Source organism: [Scytonema hofmanni] UTEX 2349, from assembly GCF_000582685.1.
GTDB lineage: Bacteria > Cyanobacteriota > Cyanobacteriia > Cyanobacteriales > Nostocaceae > Hassallia > Hassallia hofmanni.
Genome location: NZ_KK073769.1, coordinates 1,054,673 through 1,079,854 on the forward strand (window position 1 = coordinate 1,054,673; position 25,182 = coordinate 1,079,854).

22 protein-coding genes and 1 pseudogene are annotated in these 25,182 nt (G+C 42.3%); 6 read left to right on the forward strand and 17 right to left on the reverse strand.

Going from position 1 to position 25,182, the window contains the following annotated elements:
- The 10 genes from TOL9009_RS0134925 to TOL9009_RS0134970 form a co-directional block, all read right to left on the reverse strand.
- The gene (locus TOL9009_RS0134925) at positions 1-294 is read right to left on the reverse strand and encodes a PAAR domain-containing protein (RefSeq protein ID WP_029638031.1); all 294 of its coding nucleotides are present in this window, start codon (positions 292-294) and stop codon (positions 1-3) included.
- Positions 295-511: 217 nt separating this feature from the next.
- A complete protein-coding gene (vgrG, locus tag TOL9009_RS0134930; RefSeq protein ID WP_029638033.1) occupies positions 512-2,284 on the reverse strand; it encodes a type VI secretion system tip protein VgrG in 1,773 nt (590 codons plus the stop codon).
- A complete protein-coding gene (locus tag TOL9009_RS0134935) occupies positions 2,281-2,988 on the reverse strand; it encodes a CIS tube protein (protein ID WP_029638035.1) in 708 nt (235 codons plus the stop codon). Before TOL9009_RS0134935 ends, vgrG begins: the two co-directional genes overlap by 4 nt.
- 3 nt (positions 2,989-2,991) lie before the next feature.
- On the reverse strand, positions 2,992-3,168 hold the full coding sequence (locus tag TOL9009_RS48175; RefSeq protein WP_186227762.1) for a DUF5908 family protein: 177 nt from the start codon (positions 3,166-3,168) through the stop codon (positions 2,992-2,994).
- An 82-nt stretch (positions 3,169-3,250) separates the two neighbouring features.
- A complete protein-coding gene (locus tag TOL9009_RS0134945; RefSeq protein ID WP_029638038.1) occupies positions 3,251-3,730 on the reverse strand; it encodes a phage tail protein in 480 nt (159 codons plus the stop codon).
- A 234-nt stretch (positions 3,731-3,964) separates the two neighbouring features.
- A complete protein-coding gene (locus TOL9009_RS0134950; RefSeq protein WP_029638040.1) occupies positions 3,965-4,399 on the reverse strand; it encodes a phage tail protein in 435 nt (144 codons plus the stop codon).
- Positions 4,400-4,465: 66 nt separating this feature from the next.
- Positions 4,466-6,043 (reverse strand): phage tail sheath family protein, encoded by a 1,578-nt coding sequence (locus tag TOL9009_RS0134955; protein ID WP_029638042.1) that lies wholly within the window; start codon positions 6,041-6,043, stop codon positions 4,466-4,468.
- 28 nt (positions 6,044-6,071) lie between these two features.
- Positions 6,072-7,259, reverse strand: coding sequence for a hypothetical protein (locus tag TOL9009_RS0134960; RefSeq protein ID WP_029638044.1), 1,188 nt, complete (start codon positions 7,257-7,259; stop codon positions 6,072-6,074).
- A 6-nt stretch (positions 7,260-7,265) separates the two neighbouring features.
- On the reverse strand, positions 7,266-7,847 hold the full coding sequence (locus tag TOL9009_RS0134965) for a DUF4255 domain-containing protein (protein ID WP_029638046.1): 582 nt from the start codon (positions 7,845-7,847) through the stop codon (positions 7,266-7,268).
- A gap of 575 nt (positions 7,848-8,422) precedes the next feature.
- Complete coding sequence (locus tag TOL9009_RS0134970; protein WP_038298278.1) at positions 8,423-9,796, reverse strand: ATP-binding protein; 1,374 nt, start codon at positions 9,794-9,796, stop codon at positions 8,423-8,425.
- 210 nt (positions 9,797-10,006) lie between these two features.
- Here TOL9009_RS0134970 and TOL9009_RS0134975 point away from each other — a divergent pair, with 210 nt between their 5' ends.
- The 5 genes and pseudogenes from TOL9009_RS0134975 (at position 10,007) to TOL9009_RS0134990 (ending at position 15,783) form a co-directional block, all read left to right on the forward strand.
- Positions 10,007-10,513 carry a hypothetical protein gene (locus tag TOL9009_RS0134975; RefSeq protein ID WP_029638050.1) on the forward strand — a complete coding sequence of 169 codons (507 nt, stop codon included), beginning with the start codon at positions 10,007-10,009 and terminating at the stop codon, positions 10,511-10,513.
- Between the two features lie 257 nt (positions 10,514-10,770).
- A pseudogene (locus tag TOL9009_RS44135) lies at positions 10,771-11,070 on the forward strand (zinc ribbon domain-containing protein); the annotation flags it as partial.
- A gap of 225 nt (positions 11,071-11,295) precedes the next feature.
- Positions 11,296-12,789, forward strand: a complete 1,494-nt coding sequence (locus TOL9009_RS0134980; protein WP_029638052.1) for a hypothetical protein — start codon at positions 11,296-11,298, stop codon at positions 12,787-12,789.
- A gap of 195 nt (positions 12,790-12,984) precedes the next feature.
- Positions 12,985-14,301: a class I SAM-dependent methyltransferase gene (locus tag TOL9009_RS0134985; RefSeq protein ID WP_029638054.1), complete on the forward strand. Its 1,317-nt coding sequence runs from the start codon at positions 12,985-12,987 to the stop codon at positions 14,299-14,301.
- Between the two features lie 609 nt (positions 14,302-14,910).
- Positions 14,911-15,783: an NAD(P)-dependent oxidoreductase gene (locus TOL9009_RS0134990; protein ID WP_029638056.1), complete on the forward strand. Its 873-nt coding sequence runs from the start codon at positions 14,911-14,913 to the stop codon at positions 15,781-15,783.
- Here TOL9009_RS0134990 and TOL9009_RS0134995 read toward each other — a convergent pair.
- From TOL9009_RS0134995 to TOL9009_RS0135005, 3 genes are all read right to left on the reverse strand, one after another.
- On the reverse strand, positions 15,780-16,724 hold the full coding sequence (locus TOL9009_RS0134995; protein ID WP_051503203.1) for a hypothetical protein: 945 nt from the start codon (positions 16,722-16,724) through the stop codon (positions 15,780-15,782). The two genes, TOL9009_RS0134990 and TOL9009_RS0134995, sit on opposite strands and share 4 nt — an antisense overlap.
- A complete protein-coding gene (locus tag TOL9009_RS41505) occupies positions 16,708-17,451 on the reverse strand; it encodes an RES family NAD+ phosphorylase (protein ID WP_260676009.1) in 744 nt (247 codons plus the stop codon). The genes TOL9009_RS0134995 and TOL9009_RS41505 overlap by 17 nt, the downstream gene beginning before the upstream one ends.
- Positions 17,452-17,710: 259 nt before the next feature.
- Positions 17,711-18,358, reverse strand: coding sequence for a DUF2384 domain-containing protein (locus tag TOL9009_RS0135005; protein WP_029638060.1), 648 nt, complete (start codon positions 18,356-18,358; stop codon positions 17,711-17,713).
- A gap of 260 nt (positions 18,359-18,618) precedes the next feature.
- Between TOL9009_RS0135005 and TOL9009_RS41510 the strand changes: the two genes are divergently transcribed.
- Entirely contained in the window at positions 18,619-20,334 is a 1,716-nt protein-coding gene (locus TOL9009_RS41510; RefSeq protein ID WP_038298281.1) for an NACHT domain-containing protein, read from the forward strand.
- Between the two features lie 3 nt (positions 20,335-20,337).
- Here the strand turns inward: TOL9009_RS41510 and TOL9009_RS0135015 are convergent, their stop codons facing one another.
- The 4 genes from TOL9009_RS0135015 to TOL9009_RS0135030 all read right to left on the reverse strand — a co-directional run bounded on the left by TOL9009_RS0135015 (position 20,338) and on the right by TOL9009_RS0135030 (position 24,834).
- Complete coding sequence (locus TOL9009_RS0135015) at positions 20,338-22,545, reverse strand: tetratricopeptide repeat protein (protein ID WP_029638062.1); 2,208 nt, start codon at positions 22,543-22,545, stop codon at positions 20,338-20,340.
- A 326-nt stretch (positions 22,546-22,871) separates the two neighbouring features.
- Positions 22,872-23,255, reverse strand: a complete 384-nt coding sequence (locus TOL9009_RS0135020) for a hypothetical protein (RefSeq protein WP_313770088.1) — start codon at positions 23,253-23,255, stop codon at positions 22,872-22,874.
- A gap of 223 nt (positions 23,256-23,478) precedes the next feature.
- Complete coding sequence (locus tag TOL9009_RS0135025; RefSeq protein WP_029638067.1) at positions 23,479-24,219, reverse strand: alpha/beta fold hydrolase; 741 nt, start codon at positions 24,217-24,219, stop codon at positions 23,479-23,481.
- Positions 24,220-24,234: 15 nt separating this feature from the next.
- Positions 24,235-24,834 (reverse strand): ATP-dependent Clp protease proteolytic subunit, encoded by a 600-nt coding sequence (locus tag TOL9009_RS0135030; RefSeq protein WP_029638070.1) that lies wholly within the window; start codon positions 24,832-24,834, stop codon positions 24,235-24,237.
- Between the last annotated feature and the right edge of the window lie 348 nt (positions 24,835-25,182).

Here is a 25,182-nt window from a genome sequence, read left to right on the forward strand (position 1 = left end):
TCAGCCTCCGATCAAGACAGTAAATGCTCCCAAAACAATGGAGCCTCCGTGTGCCGTGGTATCACCCAGACGAGCAGCGGGTTTTCCCCCGATGAACACAGTTGCTGACCCTAAGACGATGGAATCTGGTGGTCCAGTACAGATGCAGATATCACCCACAACAGCGGCTGGTATGCCAGCAATTAAAACAGTTGGTACTCCTGGACTAGCGATCGGTCCGCCAACATGGGGGACAATGCCAGTTACCATCGGACAGACATGCATATCAGTAAGACGTGCCGCAGGTTTTCCCATAAAATTCTCCTTTCTTAGTATAAAACTCCACAAGTTAATCACGAAATTTCTAACAAATACTCTGCGTTACCTGGTGCGTCCCTCTGCGTTTAAAGATATAGCGCTTCTCGTTTGAATCAAGTACAGATTTATCTGCGTCCATCTGCGTTCATCTGCGGTTCCTTAATTCTTTGATGTATTGCACCCAACTGATAACCGCTATAATTCTGCGTAAGTCCTAATTAATCTGTACTAACGATCCTTTCAGCACCGCGATCGCACTTGTGGAAACTTCAGCCCCAGCATTACCTGAAGCCTTAAATTGAGCATTGGCTTTGGCATTCACATTTAAACCCTCAATACTGGTATCTTGTGTAGCTTTAAGTGTCAACTTGCCTGTAGCCTCCAAAGTGATGTCTTTAGGACTTTTCATGGTGATGCCGCGATCGTTCATGGTAATGGTATTACCGTTTTGGTCTTTCAACGCAATACCCTTATCTTCGTCAGAAATAATCATCTTATTACCCCCCGGTGTTTCCAGCGTGATGATTTTCTTTTCGTCATCGAAGCTCACCTTCATTTGGGAACGGGTAAAAAAGCCTTTGTGATGGTTTACGTCAAAGGCTTTCAGGGGTGCTGGTTTGGCACTACTATTGAGCATTCCCAGCACAATCGGGTCGCGGGGATCGTCGTTGAGAAAGCCCAAAATCACCTCGTCACCAATTTCGGGGCGAAAGAAGGAACCGCGATTGTTACCGGCGTCTAAGGTGGCAATCCTTGACCAAATGCCGTCACTTTGAAAGTCAATTGTGGGGACTTTGACTAAGATCCGGTCTTCGCCGTTGGGGTCGTCCTGCAACTGTACCACCACCCCAATTTGCAAGCCGTTGACACCGGGAAGCAGTCCCGATGCTGGTCTGTCTACGATGTCTGTTTCCTGGTAAAACCACTGAGGTGCAAGCCCAAGCTGCATATGAGTATACCAGGCTCCACCATTCAACTCGTGTCGAATACCGGAAACGTAGGCTAACCCATTGAAGCGTTTACCTACCCCTTTGAGTTCGATCAACGTGTCAGGTTTCGCGTCGGGGTAGCCGATGGTCTTTACCCGTCCCTGAATCTTGGCTAACCGACTTTTCAGCAGTTGGGCATCAGCCCAAGCTTTGAGTTCCGGCTCTTGTACCCGACCACTGTGGTGTAGTTCCCAAGCCTTTAGGGCGATCGCATTCGCCAAATTTTCCCCTGATAGGTTGCCCTGTTTATTCACCGTCGGCTCAGACCCCTCAACCTCCACCAACGCCTGATCGGTGTAGCTCCAAGCCTTTGCGTTTACAGCTTTATACTGAGAGCGAGCGTCCATTTCGGCTTCAAATTCTAGCAGATTAACGCCATAGGTGAGGGTAACTAAAGGGCTACCACTGGTGCTAGGAGCTTTAATTTTGAGCTTGCCACTTTCTGCTAGGACAATCTGCCCATTCATTTGCGATCGCGACAGAATAAAGTCCCAATCGGTAGCGTAGTATTGGACAATTTGCGGATGTTTACCTTTAGTGCTTTCTACATCCTGGGATATACCACTATAACTGCTAATAATTTGTGCGATCGCATCGCTGTCTGTAACTTCATTAAAGTATCGGCTGTGCCGACCGATAGTTAATTTAGTCACCGCATCCTTACACTCCAGAATCAGCCTAGAGTCACCATTAGCCCCGACTTTCAAAGAATGCTTGACAATCAGCCCTTTAAAGATTGTTTTGTTATGCCCATCGTAGCCCAGAGCAATTTCCAGTTCTTTCCCTGGAATCAGGTCATTCCCCTCGCTTGCAGCAAAGGTTTCTTCAGCAGCCTCACCATCTTGCAACACCACCCGCGCCGTTGGTACTCGGTTCACCTCCTGGGTAACTGTCAAAGACAACACCTCATAAATATTTGTGATGTCCTTGCCATCAGAAAGTAACTTAAAAGTGGCGACTTCATAGAGCGCATTTTGGGGGATGATGAGGTCAGTCATAGTTCTGTTTTCTCCAGCGGTGGAAACCTCAAATCAGTGTTAGTAGCCAGACGGCGAAAATTGACCAGTCCATTCACTTTGGCAACCTGTAGATAATAAGATTGGTCGCCGTAAATGCGGTGAGTCATCAGGGGTAGTGTATCACCAGCCGTTACCTTACGGATATGGGTGACATCAGGCGATTGTTTCCCTTCTTCGCGAAGACGTCGTTCCTGCTCAATGTAGTTGACAAAGGTAGCGCTAATCTTTGCCCTCAGGGGCTTACCATCGGGAGAAAACAGGGTGTAGTTGATTTGTAAGTCTTTGAGGATGCAGTCAAAGCCGTTTTTATTGCCAAAGGAAAAATTTCCCCACAGCAGCCGCAGAAAATTGGGCTTGTGGGTATTGTTTTTCATTGTGTAAACCACATTGAGAAACTCCTGCACCTGTCCTGCTACATCCTTATAGAATGTGTTAGCCTTCCCTTTGATTGGTACTACACCGGTGCCATCGAAGGTGAAATCAAGCTTGAGTTCTTCAGGACGGGTGAATTTAAATCGCGGATCGTTGCCTTGGGAGCCTTGAGCCTGGGCTAAATCGTATTCTACTTTAAAGGCTTGGGAAAATTGCTCCGGATTGATCGGCAGATCGAATTCTCCGTGCTTACTCTGAAATCGCTTATCCTCATAAGCCAGAATTTTAACTTTAGTGAGTTCGCCTGTCATAACTTATCGCTCTGACTTTTCCTTGAGGATGGCTAGAACCTGCTCCACACAAGCCGCAATAATGGCAGCCTGGGCATCAGCATCAAAATTGCCTCCCGCTTCACCTGGGTTGACATTTTGACCTTGACCATCCTCGTTAATTGAGGTCTTAATGACCAGTTCTCTAATTTCCAGTGGCATAGGCTCGTTTTCCGTAGAATGTTTTCCGGCTCAGGTTAGAGAAAATAGCTATAAGCACTAAAGTGCTTACTACGAACCGAATTTATGTCAGTGTCTCGAAGTAGCTGTAATTCAACTCCAGCGATTCGATCGCAATAGAGTTTTGTTCGGCATTAAATTCCGAGACCGACCACTTCTTGGGCCACGCATTAATCACCTTCCAAGTAATTAACGGTGCAGGATTTTGAGGTGGCTTGTTCCCCCCGCTAGGCGGGATGTGCAGCAAGTTGACCAGCAGATTCATCGGGCGGATGTCAAAATTGAGCATCGCATCCATGCACCACTTCACCATCTGGGAATTTTTCACTACACCGCGCTTCAGCATCAGCGGACTGTACTTTGTACGCACTGGCAGGATATGCTCAAAACGGTTTTCGCCCCCCTCCTTCAGGGTTTCGGTCTGCATGTCTACACTCAGACCGGTAACGCTTTGAAAGCGAGTTTCTACCACATTTTGGATCAGGTTTTCGCCCTGAAAACTGACATCAAAAAAGAAACCGACCGGGGGATAAGTGTATACCATCGCTAACGTTATTTCATAAATGAGCAATCAAAAGTTACAGTTTCTGACCCTGAGAGGAATGAGCGCAAAAACCGAGATCGCTCCTCTTATTTCTCTGTGTTCTCTGTGCCTCTGCGGTTCGTTTTTCTATAATAGGACTTACGCACTCAGCCTTTGAGAAAACAAGACTTTGAGATTGCTTCCTTACGTCGCAATGACGGAAATACGTAGTCCGTGCGTAAGTCCTGTGAAAAACTAACCGTTCTGAATAGTCAATCCTTCGTGGACAATCTCAATAGTTTCGATCGCAACCTCATTGCCATCACTTTTGAGATCGGTAGAATTTGCCTTCGTGGGCCAAGCCCGATTCACCTTCCAAACCACGACTGGCTCATGCTTCTCATTCAAGAGACTAATCGTCAGATCGCGACGCTCAATTGTGTTCAGAGCTACGGTATTCCACCACTTGAAGAAATCGTTGTCCCCCTTGACAGTCCCCCGTTTCATCGTGATCGGTCCAAATTTCTGCATCCCCGGCATCTGTAACTTGTTATATTGGGGCATATTTCCTTCACGGTATTCAATTGGCTGGGTTTCCACATTCAGCCCGGAAACTTCGGTGAATCCGAGACGTTTGCCGCCCCACTCTACCTGAAAATGAAACTTGGGTAATGGATAGTTGTCAGCCATGATTAGTTAATAAGTAAAAGAGTAATTTCGATCATTGGTCTTTGTGATTATGGGCTAATTCGCCCATCAGCTTTCCTGCATCTTGTGGGAGAACTTGAGGATGATGAATTCAGCCGGACGCACCACAGCCATGCCAATCTCAATAATCATGCGACCTTCGAGAATGTCTAGGGCAGTCATGGTTTCATTCAGCCCCACTTTGACATAGAAAGCTTGCTCCGGCTTGGCTCCGGCTAATGCACCAGCTCGCCATTGTAGAATGAGGAAGTTTTCGATCATCGCCCGTACTTTCACCCAGGTGTTGGCATCGTTAGGCTCGAAGACAAAGCCCTCGGTGGCTTTCTTGATCGATTCTTCTGCCATGTTGAAGAAGCGACGTACTGGTATATACCGCCATTCATTGGAATTACCGTCTAGGGTACGGGAACCCCAAATCAAGGTACCTTTGCCAGTAAAAGCGCGGATGGCGTTGATCGACTTACCAGAGGTATCGACATTTAGGTTTTCCTGATCGGCACTCGTGATTTTAATCGTCGGCTTGATCGCCGAACTCAATGCCACATTTGCAGGAGCTTTAAACACTCCTCTGGTACTATCAACAAAGGCATACTGACCGGCTACTAATGGACTAGGTGGCAGAATCAGGGGAATCGCATCGATCGCTGCTTTCGCTAAGTTCAATAAAACGGCATCTCCTGCCATCTTGTCGTCCTGTTTCGGAGCCAAGTCGGACATGGGTTTATTATTAAAATCACCAACTTTGGTAGTTCCATTAGAGAGAGCTTGGGAATAAACCAGTGTTACGGTAGCTTGGTCATATTCATAATTGAAAATAGTCTCAATATTAGGCGTATAAACGGCGGAGTACTTTAGAGCATCCAGATTCAAGCTGAGATTCCGAAATTCCCCTGCGGCATCAAAGATACTTTGCCCTTCTGTGGGCATCTGCATATCCAAAATCGCAAAGCGGTCTTGCAAATTAAAACATTGTTTGATTGCGTCATCGAAAACCCCCGCTCTATCATCAGAACTTAGGGCTTGGGATTCAGGTAAGACAAATAGCGTCACCTCATCTTCTTTGGCAACCTGTGCAATCCCAGCCTGGAGATCTGAAGCCGTAATTATTTCCGCAGCAGTCTTTATCTTGCCAACGGACACGATATAGCAAGGTCCTCCCCCATTGGCAAAATATGCTTGTAGGGCATAGTACATATTGTGTTTGGAGGGGTTATCGTTCTTCGCTGACACCTTGCGATCTGTAACTATGTTTTTCTCGTTAAGAGTTTCTTCAATCGTGACAACAATTCCAGTCTCAGGTTCGGTTTTTCCAAAGTACAGTTCGTACTCTAATAACGAAGTAATCCTGACTGTTACAGGCAATTTTGCGGCATCTGCTTTTGCCAAAGCTGTTTTTGCGGCATCTGCTTTTGTTTTATCGTCTGGTGCTTCATTGGCTGCTTTTTGTGCTGCCTCTGCTGCTGCTGTTGCATCTGCCGCGACTTTATGGTAATCAACCCCTCTGACTACAGCCATTTGTGTATAGCCAATAAAGGCAGGAATGGCGGTTTCAACTTCAGCTACAGAAGGGGGAAACTTGGAAATTTCCTCGATATAAACCCCTGGAGTTTTGTAGGTACTTGCCATAGTTGTGTGATTGGTAATGGGTTATTTTTTACAGATGGATATCAGAAAAGATGGTGGTGATGCGTTCCTTGGCATCGGTTACGGGCTTGATTAACGCGATCGCAGGAGCTGGTAGCATCTGGTCTTTGCCATCAGTGAGCAAACTGTCTGGTTGCAAGCGCAGACCCAGTAACCCTTTGGTAGCATAAGTTTTGGCATCTATTAATTCAAAGTTAGGTAAATCGTCTTTGGTGAAGCCATGAGGCTTATCGTAGCGATAACGCCAGCGGGTTGCCCGATTTTTCCAGCGAATAACGTAGGTTTTCGGTTTTATCAGGGTATTTTGCAAGAAGGAGAAAGCTGGTGGTACGAGGCTTTGATTCAGAACAATTTCGACCAGAGCAAATGCATCGCGAGCGATCATCGGGTCACACAGCACAAACTCGTCTACTTGGGTATTATTTAGGCATAGCTTGTAGCGTCCGGGGATAAGTCCTGAAAAATTCAGACTACAGGCGATCGCATCACCCGCAGTATGAGTCTTTGAGGCTGTAACCTCCAACGCAAAGGTTTTTTGCTCATTTGCATCTACCAAGATAAAGCGAAAGGTATCGCCAGGATTAGCTTTAGGGATAGTATATATTCGAGAAAGTCCCTGTTGGGGGAACCTATCTAATTCTGAGACATATTGGCTACTAGGCAAGATACCCCAATTATCAGCGTTAGGGTTCGCGCTGGCAGAAGACTGGTAAAGCAACGCTTCTAAAGTCTTGCCATCGTGATTTACTAATTGCCCTAGATGATATTCGCTCTTACCAGTGTAAAGCGACAGGGGTTGAGTCAGGAATAAGGCATGACCCTGATTACCCGATAAGTTTGAGAAATAATAAATTTGATGGCGAGGTGCGTTTAGGGGAAGATTTGTAAAATTGGCAAAATAGCGATCGCGCACTATTAACCAGAATGTCAGCCGTTCAGGACGATTAACTGGTAGCACAGTGGCAAAATCACCGTCCGATGCAGGCTCGACATGAGCAAAAATACTTGCTCCCCGTGGCTGTGGACGGAACAGCCAACGTAGATTTCGCAGTATCCGCATACATTCTGGGGTCGGCACTAAAGTCAAAATGTCAGAGATATCATAACCAATCGGTGGTGACTTAGGAGGATCGGGCTGTCCCAAGTAATAGTCGTGCCATATCTCCAGATCGAGGATTTTTTTATATAAAACCTTCATAGCTGGTTATTCCTCATTCATAGAAATTCCGGAGATAACTTCGCTTTCAGCCTGCCGTTTTTGTGCCTCTATGGCTACAAGACGGGCACGATAAAGTACAAAAGGTACTTGTTTGCCACCTAGAGATCCCCAGAGGTGATTAACTTGCTCGAAGGTGAGAGAATATAGGTCTGGTATCACCCGCACATTATGCGATATGCTGCCATTTACAGGCGTAGAAGTAAATGAGATTTCCTGTTGCGACTGAAAAAACTCTACTACCCGCGAAAGCAGTCTGAGGGCTGTTTCGTACTGATTGTGTAATGAGGAAAAAAGAATAAATAGGTTGAGGTTTACGGGAGGGTTTTGGTAAATAGTACGCCCGTTCTCCAAGCGATAGTGACTAACATTTTTGAGGGTAGTTTCTTCTTGGAGATTGACCAAGCTCATCACCACATGCCCATTGAGCTGATTGTTTGACCCACCGAGTTCTTCAGCCATACCAATATTATCTATCAGCACAATCTGTCCCAGACTAAGTTCTGGCTCAAGTTCCAAGATGTAACGCTGCAAACCAACCTGTATCAACCTCATTGCATCAAATATCATAAATTTGTCGGCGAATCAATCAACCGGATCTGAGTTTGATCTATTGGAGTAGTAGTCCCAAGGGAAACATGAAGCAATTGACGAGTAGATCCATCTGTTGCTCAAGTTTTACCAATTACAAAAGTATTTTTTTGTCTGAAACTATTAAACTTTTTGCAAAAGTCCCATATTAATGAATAACTAATAGATGCAGTTGAGACGGCTTCCCGCAGAGTAAGCCGACGAAATCCACTTATGCAAAAAGTATATTGATATATTGTTGCAACACTAATATTTTTGAATTTCTGCAAAGCCCTGAGGGGACTTGGCGACGGTTGGGCATTTTATCTGAACTGTATAGGACTGTGTTCTAATTTTTAACTTTATTGGTTAAAAATTAGGAAATTGTGTTATTTTTAGCTATTTTTTCTGAACCCTGCTGCCCAATAAAAACAATAAACTTTTTTTGTCTTTGTTTTGTTGAATGTAATAAATATTTTTATTTTATGTATTTTGACTCCATAGGTTCTGTTGCCAAAACTCACTATGGATGAGCCTTCTTTTGGGCGATCGCTCTTTAACTTTAACTTTGCCCGCTACATCATCTTTCCGGCTTTGCTAAATTCCCGCTTGATCGCGTTGAGTATATTCTGTTGATGAATAACTGCATCACCATACTGTAATGCTTGCAAGCAGCAGTGTTGCACCACATTCATAATGTCGGAACCAGTCAGATCGTAGGTAGTCGAAAGCTGAGTTAAGTCTACATCCTCAGCCAGCCTCAACTGGGATGGGAAAGCCATTTGCCACAGTTGCAGCCGCTCTTTGGAGTTGGGCATAGGAAATTGGATGAGGGATTGAAATCTGCGGAGGAAAGCCTCATCGATGTTGCTCTTGAAATTGGAGGAGAGAATCACCAGCCCGTCGTAGTTTTCTACCCGCTGCAATAAATAGCTTACCTCTTGATTGGCGTACTTATCATGGGCATCACGTACATTGGTGCGCTTGCCAAATAGAGCATCAGCCTCATCAAAAAACAGAATCCAATCCTTACTTTCGGCTCGTGCGAAAAGATTGGCTAGGTTTTTTTCCGTCTCACCGATAAATTTTGACACCATCATTGAGAGGTCTATTTTGTAAACATCTTTACCAGTATATTTACCCAAGAGGGTGGCTGTGAGGGTCTTACCAGTACCAGGGGGACCATGAAAGAGAACCCGATAGCCCAGCTTGAGCTTCTTTTTCATGCCCCATTCATAGAGAATGGTTGAACCATGAGTAATCCAGCCTTCCAAGTCGCGAATCTGTTGTAAAGTCTGGGCATTGAGAACTAGATCCTCCCACTCCATCTCGGTGGTGATGCGCTGTGCGGGAAAACCCATGCTGAAATGGGGACGGGAAAAGTGTCCTTGGGTAAAGAGGTCGATGTAATCCTGAGTCATCACTAGTTTACCACTCATCAGGGGTTCACCCTCTGCTGGTGGATCGAGGTAAAGTACGCGATCGCGTGCAAAGGGGTGTTCCTCACTGAAAACTTCCTGGAAACGCAGGCGATCGCGAAGCAGCTCAGAAGGAGTATCGGCAAACTGGCTATTTCCCAAAATGAACAGCACCGTCTCACCGGTCGGCAGAAAGCCGCGATGGGATTTGCCGCGCCAACCGCCAATTTGGGGATAGTCACCTGCCTGGGGCAACTGAGCCACGATCAGCCGATCAAAAAAATCAGGTTGTAGATGCGGGACTAGGGCAATCAATAGGGTCAGCTGTGCGGCAGTATCTAATTGATACCTACGAATAAACCAGGGCAGGGGAGTTTCTGCAGTCAACCATTCATCCGGTGGACTGGGCATTGCAACCCTTGCCTGTCCGTTATCGCTGAAGTAAGAGTCCATGCGCCACTGGATCACCTGTGTCAGGTAGTTGAGCGCTGTTTGTAGGGTTAAAAACTGTAAGTTAATTTCTGTACACATTAGTGCCGATTATGTCATTTCATAATAAATTAGATTTGTGATGTAAGAAGAGAGCATATTTTAGCCACGTAGTACAGATTAATCTTAAGCGGTTCCAAAACTAGACATAATTAGTTTTTCTGACTCAGATTATTTCGTATAAAATATCACTAATAAATCAAAATATGAATTGAGTGTAGCGGTATCAAACGAAAAGATTGACTAAAATTTATGCAAGAAACTGTGGTTAAGCAAAGTCAGGAAGGGAGTAGTAGCCTTCCAGTCCTCTACAAAAGGGATGATTTTCAGTCTATACAGTGCAATCCCATTGAAGGAGCTATACAACTATGGGCTACTCTTAATGAAAAGGATACTGTAGTTATCTACCAACAAGCTTTTGGTAAAACTTGGGAAATTTTCAAGCAAGCGATCGCCGTCCTGTTCTTTTTATTTCGTTTACTAATTGCCTTGATAATCTGGGTGTGCGGCATCGCTTTTCAAAGTGGACTGAATTTTCGGAATTGGCTTGAGGTTAAACAACCCACTCTCGATGAAATTGTGTCTGCGTTATTCCAAGTCGTCACGTGGTCTCTAAATCATGCATACGAATGGGCTGCCTCGTTCATTAAAAAATATTTAGGATGGGAAATCAAATTTGACCCTCTCACGCCGAAATCGCCTGCAACGAACCCCGAAGAGACTACTGCTTCTGTTGCACCATCATCAGAAAGTTTATAAGAAAAATGAAAAAACCGCTGGAAACCACTAGTAGTCCATGTCATAAGTTTTGATGGGTTTCAACTTACCAAAATAATTGATTTTTAAGGCTTTGGAAATTTGATTACCCATCAAAATTAATTACATGGACTACTAGTCTGTCAAGATAAAAATGATGGTTGTAGAGACGTAGCACTGCTACGTCTTTACAGGGTTTTGGATGTATACATAACACCTCAAAATATAATTGACAGGCTACTAAAGGTTGGCGAGAGTTTAGGACCTTTTGCGAAGCTAAGTCTGATAAGTTTCGCAGAGATTTTCGGGTAATAAGCAGATGGGAGCCTAGTAGCCAAATTTGCTCAGACTGCGGTTTTAAGTGGGGTAAGCTTGATTTAAAAATTCGGTCGGTTCAATGCTTGGGTTGTGGCACTCAACAGGACCGAGACGAGAATGCCGCTAAAAATATAGAACAAGTCGGGATGGGGAATCGCCACGACTCTAAACGGACGCCGAGGAATTGTAAGACTACTCCGGTAGCCGAATCTGTTGAAGCGTCAAGAATCACCGTCTCGTGACTAGCGGTGAGTATTTCAATAATAATTTCCCATATCTAATTCAAAATGTTATAACGTCATCAGCGCCCTCATACGGGAAAATAAATAACACGGATTGATGACAAATGACTCGTGTTTGGCAGAGGTGCACTTTTCTTCTAAAGTAAACTTGGATCAGACCGTATACATGAGTAATTATACTGTGTTAGTGCTGAACAGTTTGAAGCTGCTGGGTGGTGGAGAGTAATGAATCAAGCGGACAACATAAATAACGAAACTTTTATTGAACCAGAAAATTTGACAAATTCGCCACAATCAGATCCGGAGAATTGTCCTTTTGATTCAGTTTTGCCCAATAACAATATGGCAATCATGAAATTGCCACTTTTGATGCCAGCAGAAGACAAGTTATGCGAAGCTAATGTCAGCCTAGCGTCGGATTCTGTATCGCAAGATTGGGTAGCAGAACCTGACAGCGACAAACAAGCACTGATTGATGACGAATTTAATAAGCTGCTGGAATTGAATGAAGAATTGCGTTCGGCTAACACCAGTTTGTATGAACAGGTGGAGGTGTTAAAAGGTGACTTATCTGAGTCAGAAAAAGCATTGCAGTGGCAGAAAAAGCGCTCAAGCGTTGCCGAGTCGATGCTTGGGCAACAAACTCAGGAACTATCCGCAGCAGGTGAGCAAATAAAGTCTTTATTCCAACAGTTAGAAACGGCTGTGCAGACTGTTCAACGTCAGGAAAATTTAATAAGTAATTATAAATCACAGCTAGAAATTAGTCAACAACGGCTTGCCCAGCTAGAGCGGGAATGTGCCAAAGTTCAAACTAGCTACAACGAACAGTCTCACCAGATATTACAATCAGAAACTACTTGTCGAGAGCTACGTAGTCGGTTAATGCGACAACAGCGTCAGACTCTGCAATTTAAAGCAGCTTTGGAAAAGTGTCTGGAAAGTCCTGTCCCCAGCTATGATGATTGTTTAGATGATAGCGCCAATAAGTTAGACGACATCAACATCTGCCAACCAAGAAACTCTAAACAAGCTTCGTCTTCATTTTCTAACGCCGAGCCGATTAAACCTTGGTCGGCACAGATAGATTCTTTGACTAACGAGCTAAACTATCCGTGGGGAGAATCTTTATTATCAGACACAAGCCAAGGATCTGATTCTACTTCATCTACCTGGGAATTCTCAACTTCACAACCAGCAACCATCGACCTAAGCACCGAGTCAGAATCGCGCTCAATTGATGATGAAGCTAACGCACCAAAAAACCCTCCTTCATCAAATAATATAGACGAGCAGATGGATGATGTAATCCAAATGTTTTTCGCGGGAAAACCTGCTGATAAAAAATATACAGAAAAAACTCAGCCGATTCCGCCAATATGGGAAGCGATCGCCCCACCGATTTCAAACGATGAAAAAACAATAAATTCCCAAGATGCATTTCCAGAAAGACATTTTCCGCTTCGGGATGCATCCCCAATGTCATCAAATCTACCTCTTACCGAAACTACGGCTGAAGAACCAGAAGATTATTGGTCAGAAGTGACACCATTTAACTCCTTGGAATTACAGTCAAATGATTTTTCCCAAGAACCATTGACAGACTACACCGTTGATACCAACTCACCCTCACCAGTGATTTATCCCCAGCGTCCACCCAAAGGAAGAAAGTCATTGGCATCAGTAGAATTACCGAATTTTCGTCGCAATAAGAAGTAGTTATTGGTTGGTGGATATTGGGCATTGGGTAATGGGCATTGGGCAATGGGTATTGGGCATTACGGAATAACCTTCTTACCTAGTCCCTAGTCCCTAGTCCCTAGTCCCTAGTCCCTAGTCCCTAGTCCCTAGTCCCTAGTCCCTAGTCCCTAGTCCCTAGTCCCCCTAGTCCCCCTTGTCCCCCCAATCCCCAGTATGGATTCTAATCCAGCGTTATGTAAAATCATCAGATCGCGCATTTCCTCAAGTCCCCAACGGCGAATTACTTTTGCCGAATATATGGACATGGCGCTGTATCATCCAGAATACGGCTATTATTCCACCAAAGCTGTGAATCTGGGAAAACGAGGAGATTTTTTCACCTCTGTTCACCTTGGTGCTGATTTTGGTGAGTTGCTTGCTGAACAATTTTTCCAGATGTGGGAGATTTTAGGGCGACCAAAACCATTTACTCTATTAGAAATGGGAGCCGGTCAAGGATTGTTAGCAGCAGATATTCTTAACTATTTACAACGGCAATATCTTGACTTTTTTCTCTCATTAGAGTATGTGATTGTAGAGAAATCCCTAGCCTTAAGGCAAGAACAACAGCAACGCTTGCAAGATTTCCCTTTACGTTGGTGCAATTTAGAGGACATACCACCATTATCAATCACTGGCTGCTTTTTTTCTAACGAATTAGTGGATGCCTTCCCAGTGCATCAATTTATCTTAGAGGCAGGGGAACTGCGAGAAATTTATGTAACAACGCGGGAAGAGTGGGGGAGACAAGGAGACAAGGAGACAAGGAGACAAGGAGATAAGGAGACAAGGAGACAAGGAGACAAGGAGGAATTTCTCCGCATCCCCCCCTCCCCCGAACCCCTGAACCCGTTTGTCGAAGTAATTGGGGAAGTTTCATCGCTGAAGATAGCTGAATATTTTGATTTATTAGGAATAGATTTTGCTCAAAGTGCTTATCCAGATGGCTACCGTAGTGAAATTAATTTAGCGGCTGTAGACTGGCTAAGTATAGTGGCAGACCGATTGAAGCGCGGTTATCTGTTAACAATAGATTATGGCTATCCTGCCAATCGTTACTATAACCCCAGGCGATTCTCCTTTGGAGACGCTACGCGATTCTCCTTTGGAGACGCTACGCGAACGCAAGGAACTTTACAGTGCTACTATCAGCATCGGCACCATGACAACCCTTATATAAACATTGGACGACAGGATATTACGGCACATGTTGATTTTACCGCTTTGGAAAAATCAGGCGATCGCTCTGGTTTGCAAAAAGTTGGTTTTACCCAGCAGGGATTGTTTTTGATGGCATTGGGGTTAGGTTCGCGTATTGCTAACCTTTCTCATCAACAGCAACCCATCTCCCAGATGCTGCAACGACGAGATGCACTACACCAGCTTTTAGATCCTATGGGATTAGGTGGGTTTGGTGTCTTAGTTCAAAGCAAAGGACTCAAAGAAGCAGAAATTTCTCAACCGCTCAAGGGACTCTTTACTGGGGACTAGGGGGATTTTAAGAGGGGAAAAGGTTAAGGGGTAAAGGGTAAAGGTATGGAAATAAAGCGCCTTCCTCAGCGGGGTCGGTTTCCGTCCCGTTGAAGTTTGTAAGAAGAGTTATTTAAATCACTCCGAGAATATTTTTCCCCCTTTCCCTTTCCCCCTTCCCCTTCTTCAAATTGCCCAATGCCCTAATAAATCTAAAAGTTAAAACTATATTAATACTGTATGTTTGGATGGATAGTCTACCATAACATTGATTGCAGTTAAGATAAAAACATTCGCAATTAATAAAAATTATGTCTACTCATGACTTGTTGATGTTAGTGACACTACTCACCCCCGGTATTTTACTTTCAGTTTTGATTATGGCTACTTTTGCTGCTGGTGGTTAATCATCTTAACTGAAGAACCGAAGATACTCAAATTATCAGCTAAGTAAGTGGGCGAAATTAAACGTAAAATACTCTCCTGGTTCGTAATCAGCGGTTTACCGCTCAAATAACGGCTTTAGCCGTTACTACGTTAAAGAGCGTTTATTTTGCCCATCTACTTAATAGCTATTAGCAATTTTATGCATATTGAAAAGCGATCGCGTGTGCGAAAGGAAGAATAATAATGAAGGTAGCATTTCTGGGAACTGGATTAATGGGGCTACCGATGGCTCAAAGGTTATTAGCAGCAAATATACAGCTAATCGCGTACAACCGCACCCCAGAAAAATTAGCACCATTACAAGCAGCTGGGGCTGAAATTGCAGCGCATCCCCGTCACGCAATTCGCGCTGCTGATTGTATAATTCTCATGCTCACCAATGCTGGAGCAATTTATAGTGTACTACTTTCGGACACTTCTTGGCGAACTCTGGCTGGGCGCACCGTCATTCAAATGGGGACAATTACTCCTTCTGAAAGCAAAGAAATTAGAGATTCAGTAGTTAATGCAGGTGGTGAGTATTTAGAAGCACCTGTTTTAGGTAGCATTCCCGAAGCAACAGATGGCAAACTGGTTGTCATGGTAGGTGCTTACCGCGAACAATATCAACGCTACGTAGAGTTATTACAACATTTTGGTTCACAAACCGTACATGTGGGTGCCGTGGGAACCGCTTCTGCACTCAAATTAGCGTTAAATCAACTAATTGCTTCTTTAACTACCAGCTTTGCTCTGAGTCTGGGTTTCGTTCAGCGTTACGGTGTCGATGTGGACTTGTTTATGCAAATTTTGCGAGACAGTGCGCTTTACGCACCGACATTTGACAAAAAGCTGGAACGAATGCTGGATGGTAATTATACCAATCCTAATTTTCCGACAAAATACTTGCTCAAAGACACAGATTTATTTATCGATGAAGCGAAATCAGTGGGTTTGAATGTTAGTAGTATCGAAGGTGTGCGAGAAATTTTGCAAACGGCAATAGAAATGTCATTGGGTCAAGCTGATTATTCATCACTATTTTCGGCACTTAATTACGAACATACAGAAGGTTAAGTTTGTAATGCTGATAATATGCGATCGCTTATAATCCAGCGATTAGAATCAGGTTTAATCCAACGCTTTTGTTCTGGATTATAATTACGCTGCTCAATTAGTGCTGCTTCCAAGTCTTTCTTCTGTTGAGCATCCAGACTGGAAAGCATCTTTTCCACCGCTCGCAATGCAACAGTTTGCTCAAATGCTGTTTTGGAATCAGTGATGAAATTTAGAACTAAATCAAAATAAATGGCATCTCTAGACCACTCTACAATCGAAAGTCCCAGCAATCGCTTACCTTCATCCTTTGATTGCAACAAATCCTTAACTTCCTTGACAGAAAAGTTAACATCTGGCGCTAATGCCCGCATCCGTCCAGCGATAGATTCCATCTCAAATGTTCGTTGCGCTCCAGAAGGTGCTGAATTTCTGATAATCTTATAGCGTTGAGCTAAACGCTCCATTAGTTCATGAGTTTCAGATAATGGAACCTTTGATGCGTAGGCTTTTTGCCATTCGTGCCGAATTTGTCGCAACTCTAATTGCTGTTGTGGGGGAGCGACATCTTCGGCTAACTTAGTCTGTTCAATGAGAAAGCCGAGTGAATCAGGATCGAGCGATCGCAGCATACTAAGTGTACCTGAGCCAGTAATTTCTCCGGCTGGTGTCTTTACCGCTCCCCCACTCAAAGCAAAAATTTTCAAGACAGATGGCAACCAAGTCAGTGCTAAAAAAACGGCTGTAGTATTATTTACTTGAAATTTAAAGGAATTTTCTTTACCCACATTGACTTGAATAGTGCTTAAAATTATAAAAATAGTACTAATAATTAACCAGCTTTTAGGAATATCAATCATTTGTTTCAGCAACCATTCTACAGCTTGGCGCGAAATTTGACCGTTTCCTACATCTGGGTTTGGTTTGCTTAGTATACTCTGACTTTTATATTCTGGTTCCATAACTATAAATCACCCTTTTAAAATGCTGTAAATCTGTAGATTCTGACCATTCGGGAAAAATCACCTTGAGATTATTATCCTTTGCAGCGCTAAGAACATAGCGACGTAAATCTGGATCTGCCAGTGACAATACATCTTCTTGTTTACAGTTGAAGTGCTTTTTTCCACGCTCATAAAAGGCGATCGCATCTTCATTATTGTGAGCATTTCCGTAAATAATGCCGTAAATTTCCGGATATTTTGCTTCATACTCATAAAATAAACGCGACCAAGCTTGAGTGACAATACGTCTATTCGTCTTTGCTAAGGTTGCATCGTTCGCACCAGCTCGCATTGCACCATTATTGCGTATATCTAGTAATTTTAAATCTCTTTTAGCAGTGAGTATAGCAAATAAGTGTTCTTCCGTAATTTCCGCAGCTTCGGGAATATCACCAAAAACTTCAACTAGACAACTCGAAAATTTCGGTGCTACGTAACAAATACCACGTTCTCTATCTTCACACGGTTGACATTTACGTGCTTTATAGTCACTTCTGGGAGGGTTGCCGCGTTGATGATCGAAGCGATGCAACGGACCCCAATAACGGAAGGAAAGCGCACTAGAATAATATTTTTTGGTGAAAATTCTGTAAATTTTCGTGTCCTTTTCTAAAGTGTAAAATATAGGATCAGCTTGGTTAGCGCGAGAAAGTGAAGGCAGAATTATTTTTACCAACTTTATCACTCCTAAATCTAATTAACTAACAAAATTCACATAAATAACCCCTGATTAGCTTTGAGGCTTCTTTTGACCTTGACTTGAAAGTCGTGTCTGATGTTAGCTTCAAAAGCTGTTTAAGCAATTCCGGAGTCTTATATGGAAATTAGGTAAATTAATCAGTGTAATTTCGGAATGTTTTGGAAGTAGCTTAGTTTCCTATATGTCTCGTTCTACGGTAAGATTCCCGACTTATTCAAAAAGTCGGGAATCTTGGAATCTTGCGTTACATGACTCCTACTGCTTGTGCTTCATTAATCACTCTGTCTTTTTGACCTTTTTTCAAAACTTGTATCGGGGTACAGCCATTTAATTCTGGGTTGGGTCGAGTTAGCCAACTAATTTTGGAGAAATCGGGAACATCAAGGGCTTTCAATACTTCTGGTAATCCTGGAATGACACCATCTGGTCCTGTTGGATCAAATTGCCATTTAGGAAACTTCCATACACTATTGTCTTGAATTGCAATTAAGCTCTTATTTTTTCGGCGATCGTGTGGTGTCTGTCGGCTTTTTGTACCTAGCAGTTTACCTACTTCAGATGCAGTATATGAAGTAGCTAGTAACTCTTGTCTCCATTCAAAGAAATTTTTGAGAGCAGCATTTTCTAATTCTCTTTGTTCTTCGTCATTGATTGGATCAACACCCAGCTTTGCAGCTAAGTCAGAATTAGCCTTGGATATCTTCGGCTTGTTCATTTTAAGTCCCTCAACGAAGTCTTTGATTTCCTCAGACCTTAAGGAGTTGAGTGCCTGCACTGCCTCGATTATTAGTTGTAATCTTTGTTGAGTTACAGGTTTTGCTGAACTAGTATGTATTTTTGTGGTTACAGTTTTTGTTGAAGGAGCATCTAGTGTAAGAGTTATCGCGTTCATAAGTTGACCTTAGTTAATGGACAAGAAACTATATAAATTGATTAAGGTATTTCGACATGTAAGAGATGTCCAATAATCATATCTCTAGTTTCACATTTTCATGTGTGATTTTCCGTCAAAGTTATGATTGACTTCTGTATGAGTTGTGTATGAGTTATGCTCAATAAAGCGCCTGTAACCATGAGAATTGTTTGAAAATTTGTATGACTTATCGTCAAGACAGGTGCTAGACCCACTCTTATTAGTTCCCATAAAGTATAATGACAAGGCGATCGCTCCAAGCGTCTTCTGAAGGCATTAAAAAAGCAAAAGCTGCTCTCATTCGTAATTCCCTGACGCAGCAGCAGTTAGCAGACGAACTGAACATTAGTCGTCAACCAGTTAGCAAGTTTTTTCAAGGTAAATCCATTGAACGCTATATTTTTCAGGAAATCTGCATCAGACTAGACCTAGACTGGGAAATGCTTGTATCCTCACTTTGGGATACAGACGACACAGCGAGCATTTCCGAGCTTGATAATCTAGTACAACAAATACGCGAAAAGATAAAACCCAGCATTTTAAAACGCTGTGGCATCATGCGGGTATTAGATATGACTCAGCCTATGCAGTTGAATGATATTTACACTGATGTCAACATCCTAGAAAAAATTACTGGAGAACGCTGGATAGGAAATGAACTACTTCAAGAAACTAACTTTGAGCGCTTTGGACTCTCACGAATTACTGAAGAAAGAGTACCAGCATTAAAAGCGGTTGAAAAATATTCCAAATTGATGATTTTGGGTAAAGCTGGATCGGGTAAAACTACCTTTTTAAAGTATCTAGCAATTCAATGTATTAACCGTGAATTTCTGTCTTGTATGGTGCCAATTTTTGTCAATCTTAAGGACTTTGCGGAAGTTGACGATCAACAGGAATTACTAGAATATATCATCCAAGCATCTTCCCTTTCACTAGAGAGCCAAGAAAATGCAAATATCAAACAATTATTGATTTCCGGGAGAATGTTGATTCTACTCGATGGATTAGATGAAGTTAAAGAAGAGTACACAAGTCGCGTATTCAAAGATATTCGTGAGTTTTCTGACCGCTTTCAAGACAATTATTTTGTCATAACTTCTCGAATTGCGGCAGTAGAATATACTTTTGAACAGTTCACTGAAGTAGAAATTGCTGATTTTGACGATAAGCAAATTGCTCTGTTTGTTATGAATTGGTTTCAAAACAAAGATTTAACAAAATTAGAAAAATTTCTCCAAAAACTGCAAGAAAATCAACGCATCAAAGAACTGGCAAATAGTCCCTTACTTTTAACATTGCTATGTTTGGTATTTGAAGAAATAGCTGATTTTCCAGTTAATCGGTCAGAGCTTTATAAAGAAGCAGTAGATATTTTGTTGAAAAAATGGGATGCAATGCGTGGTATAGAGCGAGATAAATACAAACAACTTTCTCTACAACGTAAGCAAGATTTACTCAGGCAAATTGCTTGGAATAGTTTTGTAGCTGGTGAGTATTTTTTCAAGCAAAAATTTGTTACGCAACAAATTACCGATTACATTCGTAGTTTACCTGATTTGGAAGGACTGCAACTTGACAGCGAAGCTATTTTGAAGTCTATTGAAGTTCAGCATAGTTTACTGATTGAGCGGGCAAAAGGAATTTACTCTTTCTCTCATATTTCTTTACATGAATATTTTGTTGCTCAAAAATTTGTTTTTAGTTCATTTACACAAACTGAAGAAGTCTTTCAAAATTTACTTAATCACATCACAGATAACCGATGGAGAGAAATCTTTTTGCTAATAGTAGAAATGTTACCGAATGCGGATGATTTTTTGCTGTTAATGAAAGACAAAATAGAAAGTTTATCGTTAGTTGACGAAAAATTGTGTATCTTACTCAAAGATTGCCTTAATAGTGATTGTTACGTTAGTCGTCAAGTCAGAAAAGAAATTGAAGATGCCTTTTAAAATCTACAACTTTGGTAAAATTTCTGGTAACAACTGACCTGGAACTTTAGATAAAGCAAGATTTTGTCCTTGTATTCCTAATTGATTGTGGAATTCACGAACTGTTTTTACCACATAATTGAAGGTTGTTTGATAAGGCTCTGGTTGTTTGCTGAAGCCATTTAAAGCTTGTAAATGGTTATCTAATGCGGCTTCTAAGTGTTGCGAACGAACTGCTTTGTCGGAATCAAAATACTGGTCTGTTGCTAATTGATAATGTGCTAAACCGAGGTTATTGTGAGTAGCAAAGATATCAAAAGTTAAAGATAAAGCATTAAGTGAATGACCAAGTGCAACGGCTTCTTCGTATGCGGTGATGCAAAGAGAGAGAAACTTGTGCCGCGCTTCTTTTGTTGTTTGAGATAGATTTGCCAGATGCCAATAAGCGGTACCAAGATTATTTTGTGTAGCGGCAGCTGCTGTGGGAACATTCGCAGGTGTACGATATTTTAAAGCTTCATTGTAGGCAGCGATCGCTTGTTGTAAATTCTCTGCCGGATTTTCATATTGTGCCAAATTCCAGTTAGCAGTGCCGATGTTATTTTGAATCATGCCATATTTGAGCGGTTCCTTGTCGCTAGTGTAAAGAGCTAGTGCTTCGTTGTAAGATGCGATCGCCTGCTTCAAATGCACCATCGGTTGATTATATTGCGCTAAATGCCAATAAGCAGTACCTAAATTATTCTGGCAAGCAGCATACTTCAAAGGCTCCATTTGGGCTGTACGATAGCGCAAAGCCTCGTTGTAAGCTGAAACTGCTTGCATCCAACTTTCCGAAGGATTAGAAAAACGAGCTAAATCACCATAAGCTGTCCCCAAATTATTTTGCACCCTTGCATAAGTATCTGGGTGTGTTTGGGGTGCAATCATGTTTAAAGCTAATTGATAAAATTTAATTCCCTGTTCTATATAAGTTTGTCCCTCCTCAGAATTGGGAGGTGTGCGGTACAACATCCAATAAAGTGTACCTAAGTCATTTAATATATCTGGTACTTGGGGTGAGGTTTCATCATAGGTAACAGCCTCCTGATAAGCGAGAATTGCTACCATCAAGTTTTCTAACGTTGACTGTCCTTCCTCAATACTAATCCGATATAAATTTCCTAAGCGATGATAAGCTGCTGCCAGTTCCTCATTCGCTTCTGGTCGTGAGTGTAATTCCTCAATTTCCAAAAGCATTTGCTGGGGTTGCAAACTATCATCTTCTTGAGCGATTTTATTATTCATTGTTGCCAGTACTAAGTCCCTTAACTCTTTGCTAATATGAGGCAAATTCGGCAGCAATGGGGTATCACTCTGGCTGGATATAGGAGTATTTTCCTTTGGTGGAGGAGTGATGAATAATTCTGATTTTGGCTCTTGAACTTCTGGTGGTTTGTCTCCTCGATTGAGGGGTGTTTCTGTCTGTAAATCGAAATCTTCCCCAAAAGTTAAATTGCTAGAAGCTGCTTCTGTGATTTCTCTTTGGGTAACTGATTCTTCAAGAATCGGATTTTCAAAACTGACTAAATCCAAATTTCTCGAATTGGGAAAACGTTCTGGAGAAGTTTGCTTTTGTGTTGTTGGGGTGGGTTCGCCGGCGAACATAAATACACCAGTACGACAACGCCAAAACTGCGGTGCTGACTGCTGGATAGCGTGTAACCAAGGACGTGGTACCCACAGCAACAAACTAGATTCTAAGAATCGATTCGATTCTGTTTGAGATAAATGCTGCTCAGTTAAGCGCAGATAGTGCAAAAATAAACGTTGTACTGTTACTGGTTGCTTGGTTAACTGCTCTACTCCGACAATTTGAAATGCCGGAATTGGCAAAGGTCGTCCAGGTGAGTCAATTGAAGCTCCAATAATTGGTGGTGGATAATTAGTTAACCATTGATTTATTTGAGCCATGGGATTGGGGTCGCTTAAATTCAACCGCAATGTTACTAATCGCGGATAAGCTGGTGTGCTGCTTTCTTGCCAATCTGATGGCTGATACAGTACTTGTCCAACTGGATAAGCCAAAGTTGAATGCAAACGAGCTGCAACCTGATTTCTCAAGTTTAAATCATCACATACCGCCAAAAAGATTTGTCGTCGCAAGCGAAGACTAAGGGCAAGTTTCAGACGGTGATATACTTGCCGATTCCAGGCTGAATTATTGGTGTGTGCTGTATCATTCACGCTCATGGTGGCATCATAGCCAAAACACTGTTTACATTAGCTGACAATTGCTTGCGGCAAAGACCGTACTTAGAACTGTCGTTTATGCAAGCAGCTTAAAAGTCTAGCTATGACTATGATTTTCAAGTGGTTGTGATACTGTTCAGGATAAATCGGGCGACTAAGGATTAGACTGGGGACTGGAGATGAGAAAAAAATTATTAGCGATCGCCTTCTACCCAATCGGGCAAAACTAAATTATATCATGTAAAGACGTTCCGCCGGAACGTCTCTACGATGACGACGACGGTAGATAGGTTTTTATTACTGTTAATTAAACGGACATGATATTATTAACCTGATTCAGAATTATCTTTCGGATAAGTCAAACTCCAGTTATATTTATCATTGAGTTGGAAATACAAACCTTGGATAATTAATCGCAGAGCCACTCTAGTTCTGATGTAATCTCTAACAAGATGCGTTCCCGGTTCCGCCAAAGTATCATCATAGAATTGACTATTGCCAAAAGGCTTTTCACAGAAGTTGCCAATACCTTTAACTGTTAAAATAAAGAATGGCGCTTCCTCGTATTTATCTGGAACCATAAATATACCATATACGTGGTGTTCGCCAAGCCACGGTTTAACGACAACTTCACTAGCATGTACTTGAAACTTTTGCCTTTTTGATTTCAGAAAAGGTTCTGCATTGCAATCAGTATCCTGTAACGGCATCCACAGTGTAATAAACCAAAGCGAAAATAAGAAAATTATAATATAAGTAACGAGGCGGCGTATAAACTTAAAAGAAAGCATTTTTGTGAACATTTTGGCAATTAAAATTACCGAAAAGCAAAATAAAAGTTAGCGATCGCCTATATTCAATTTATATCACAGGAGCGCAAATCATACATATTGTAGAGACGTTCCGTCGGAACGTCTCTAACAAAAATCCCATTTATGCACATAATACTGATGCAAGGTGGGCAGGACGAGACAAATATGGGCAATGTCCCCCAGGTAATTCTATCGCATCAACTCCCAAGCGCTTGCGTGCTGCATAACGCGACCATATAGGGGAAATTATCCGGTCATCAGCGCAGACAATATACACGCACTCGACATCAGGCAAAGCTTGTAGGGGACTGACTTCAAAAATATATACCATTGATTTCTGCTGCCGCATTTTGGAAACTGCCCAACGTGCTATATCTGGTTCACAGTCATGAAAGAAAAGTTCCATTGCATCTGCTTCGCTTAGGACAGGATTTTTCCCTAGAGAAGCGGGAACGAACATATCAGGTTCATCACGGAACTTTTCTAATTTACCCTCTTCTGGGCGATCGCAACCTGCTGCTTTCATCATATCAGGCATATCTTCATAAAACTGGTCAGCCGTACTAGTTCCGGGGTATGGAATCAGCGCAGTGAGAAACACAAGTTTACGTACAGGACGTTTGCTGGCAACAATGGGGATAACAGTACCAGCCATTGAATGACCAACTAATATAATATCGTCTTCATCTTGGGGAAGCGATCGCAGTACTGCATCGGCAAAGTCAGACAAACTAGCGGATGGATCTTCAATTGGCAAATCCATCGCTACTGCTTTGTGTCCCCGTGCTTCCAGTTCGGGAATTAGCAAATCCCAACACCATGCACCTTGACCGGCGCCGTGAACTAAGCAGAAAATACTCATATCGTAGTAAGCACTTCAGTGTTCTATTTTATTAATAATGCTGTCAATTAATCCGTAATTAAGTGCTTCCTCAGCACTCATAAAAAAGTCCCGTTCTGAATCACGATCAATTTGCTCTTTTGATTGACCAGTATTTGCAGCAAATATCCGATTAATTGATTCTCTCAAAAACAGAACTTCTTTCGCCGCTACTTCAATATCTGTCGCTTTTCCTTCACTGCTTCCTGATAATTGACGGATGGTAATTCTCGCGTTTGGCAAAGCTAATCTTTTGCCCTTAGTTCCTGATGAAAGTAATAATGCTCCCATTGCAGAAGCATTACTAAGGCAAAGCGTACATACATCTGTTCTAATTTGGCTCATAGTATCATAAACAGCCATTGCCGCAGTTACTGAATTTCCAGAACTGTTGATATATAAAGTGATGTCTTTTTCTGGATCTTCATGGTCTAGAAACAGCATTTGGGCAACGATTAGGTTAGCTGTTTCTTCGGTAAGTTCGCCTTTAATAAAGATAATTCGCTCTGCTAGCAAACGCGAATAAATATCAAAGCTGTTTTCTTTATCTTTTGTCGGGAACACGGTTGCTAGACCAAGTTGATAAGGAAGGTTCATTTTTGATAACTCTCCTAATTTAAATGTTTTTAAGCACGGAGAGTGCTTATAGCGATTTCCACATTCATGAGGTACAGAATATTGAATTAACCGCAGATGAAGATAGATACTCCCTTCCTGCCAGAAGACTCCCTAAACTGTAAGATAGTAATTTACATATTACATAAATCTAGCTGAGGTTGATATTTGGGTAAATTTATACTTAACACTACCTTTAAATTAGATTAGGCGATCGCGCTGAATAGCCATAANAGCGAGCGATCACCTGGGGTGTCCGTTCAGACTGTCACTAATTAACTTCTTTATTGGTGGCAAAAAAGACTCTTCTTCAACGATGGGAGATTACAA

What these genes read in the sequence shown, in the direction of transcription:
- TOL9009_RS48175 (WP_186227762.1), bottom strand. Translation starts at nt 3,168, where the DNA reads ATGCCACTGGAAATTAGAGAACTGGTCATTAAGACCTCAATTAACGAG.
- TOL9009_RS41510 (WP_038298281.1), top strand. Translation starts at nt 18,619, where the DNA reads ATGACAAGGCGATCGCTCCAAGCGTCTTCTGAAGGCATTAAAAAAGCA.
- TOL9009_RS0135015 (WP_029638062.1), bottom strand. Translation starts at nt 22,545, where the DNA reads ATGAGCGTGAATGATACAGCACACACCAATAATTCAGCCTGGAATCGG.
- TOL9009_RS0134950 (WP_029638040.1), bottom strand. Translation starts at nt 4,399, where the DNA reads ATGGCTGACAACTATCCATTACCCAAGTTTCATTTTCAGGTAGAGTGG.
- TOL9009_RS0134975 (WP_029638050.1), top strand. Translation starts at nt 10,007, where the DNA reads ATGCAAGAAACTGTGGTTAAGCAAAGTCAGGAAGGGAGTAGTAGCCTT.
- TOL9009_RS0134925 (WP_029638031.1), bottom strand. Translation starts at nt 294, where the DNA reads ATGGGAAAACCTGCGGCACGTCTTACTGATATGCATGTCTGTCCGATG.
- vgrG (WP_029638033.1), bottom strand. Translation starts at nt 2,284, where the DNA reads ATGACTGACCTCATCATCCCCCAAAATGCGCTCTATGAAGTCGCCACT.
- TOL9009_RS0134985 (WP_029638054.1), top strand. Translation starts at nt 12,985, where the DNA reads ATGGATTCTAATCCAGCGTTATGTAAAATCATCAGATCGCGCATTTCC.
- TOL9009_RS0134960 (WP_029638044.1), bottom strand. Translation starts at nt 7,259, where the DNA reads ATGAAGGTTTTATATAAAAAAATCCTCGATCTGGAGATATGGCACGAC.
- TOL9009_RS0134970 (WP_038298278.1), bottom strand. Translation starts at nt 9,796, where the DNA reads ATGTGTACAGAAATTAACTTACAGTTTTTAACCCTACAAACAGCGCTC.
- TOL9009_RS0135025 (WP_029638067.1), bottom strand. Translation starts at nt 24,219, where the DNA reads ATGAGTATTTTCTGCTTAGTTCACGGCGCCGGTCAAGGTGCATGGTGT.
- TOL9009_RS0134955 (WP_029638042.1), bottom strand. Translation starts at nt 6,043, where the DNA reads ATGGCAAGTACCTACAAAACTCCAGGGGTTTATATCGAGGAAATTTCC.
- TOL9009_RS0134980 (WP_029638052.1), top strand. Translation starts at nt 11,296, where the DNA reads ATGAATCAAGCGGACAACATAAATAACGAAACTTTTATTGAACCAGAA.
- TOL9009_RS0134995 (WP_051503203.1), bottom strand. Translation starts at nt 16,724, where the DNA reads ATGGAACCAGAATATAAAAGTCAGAGTATACTAAGCAAACCAAACCCA.
- TOL9009_RS0134990 (WP_029638056.1), top strand. Translation starts at nt 14,911, where the DNA reads ATGAAGGTAGCATTTCTGGGAACTGGATTAATGGGGCTACCGATGGCT.
- TOL9009_RS0135020 (WP_313770088.1), bottom strand. Translation starts at nt 23,255, where the DNA reads ATGCCGTTACAGGATACTGATTGCAATGCAGAACCTTTTCTGAAATCA.
- TOL9009_RS0135030 (WP_029638070.1), bottom strand. Translation starts at nt 24,834, where the DNA reads ATGAACCTTCCTTATCAACTTGGTCTAGCAACCGTGTTCCCGACAAAA.
- TOL9009_RS0135005 (WP_029638060.1), bottom strand. Translation starts at nt 18,358, where the DNA reads ATGAACGCGATAACTCTTACACTAGATGCTCCTTCAACAAAAACTGTA.
- TOL9009_RS0134965 (WP_029638046.1), bottom strand. Translation starts at nt 7,847, where the DNA reads ATGATATTTGATGCAATGAGGTTGATACAGGTTGGTTTGCAGCGTTAC.
- TOL9009_RS0134945 (WP_029638038.1), bottom strand. Translation starts at nt 3,730, where the DNA reads ATGGTATACACTTATCCCCCGGTCGGTTTCTTTTTTGATGTCAGTTTT.
- TOL9009_RS0134935 (WP_029638035.1), bottom strand. Translation starts at nt 2,988, where the DNA reads ATGACAGGCGAACTCACTAAAGTTAAAATTCTGGCTTATGAGGATAAG.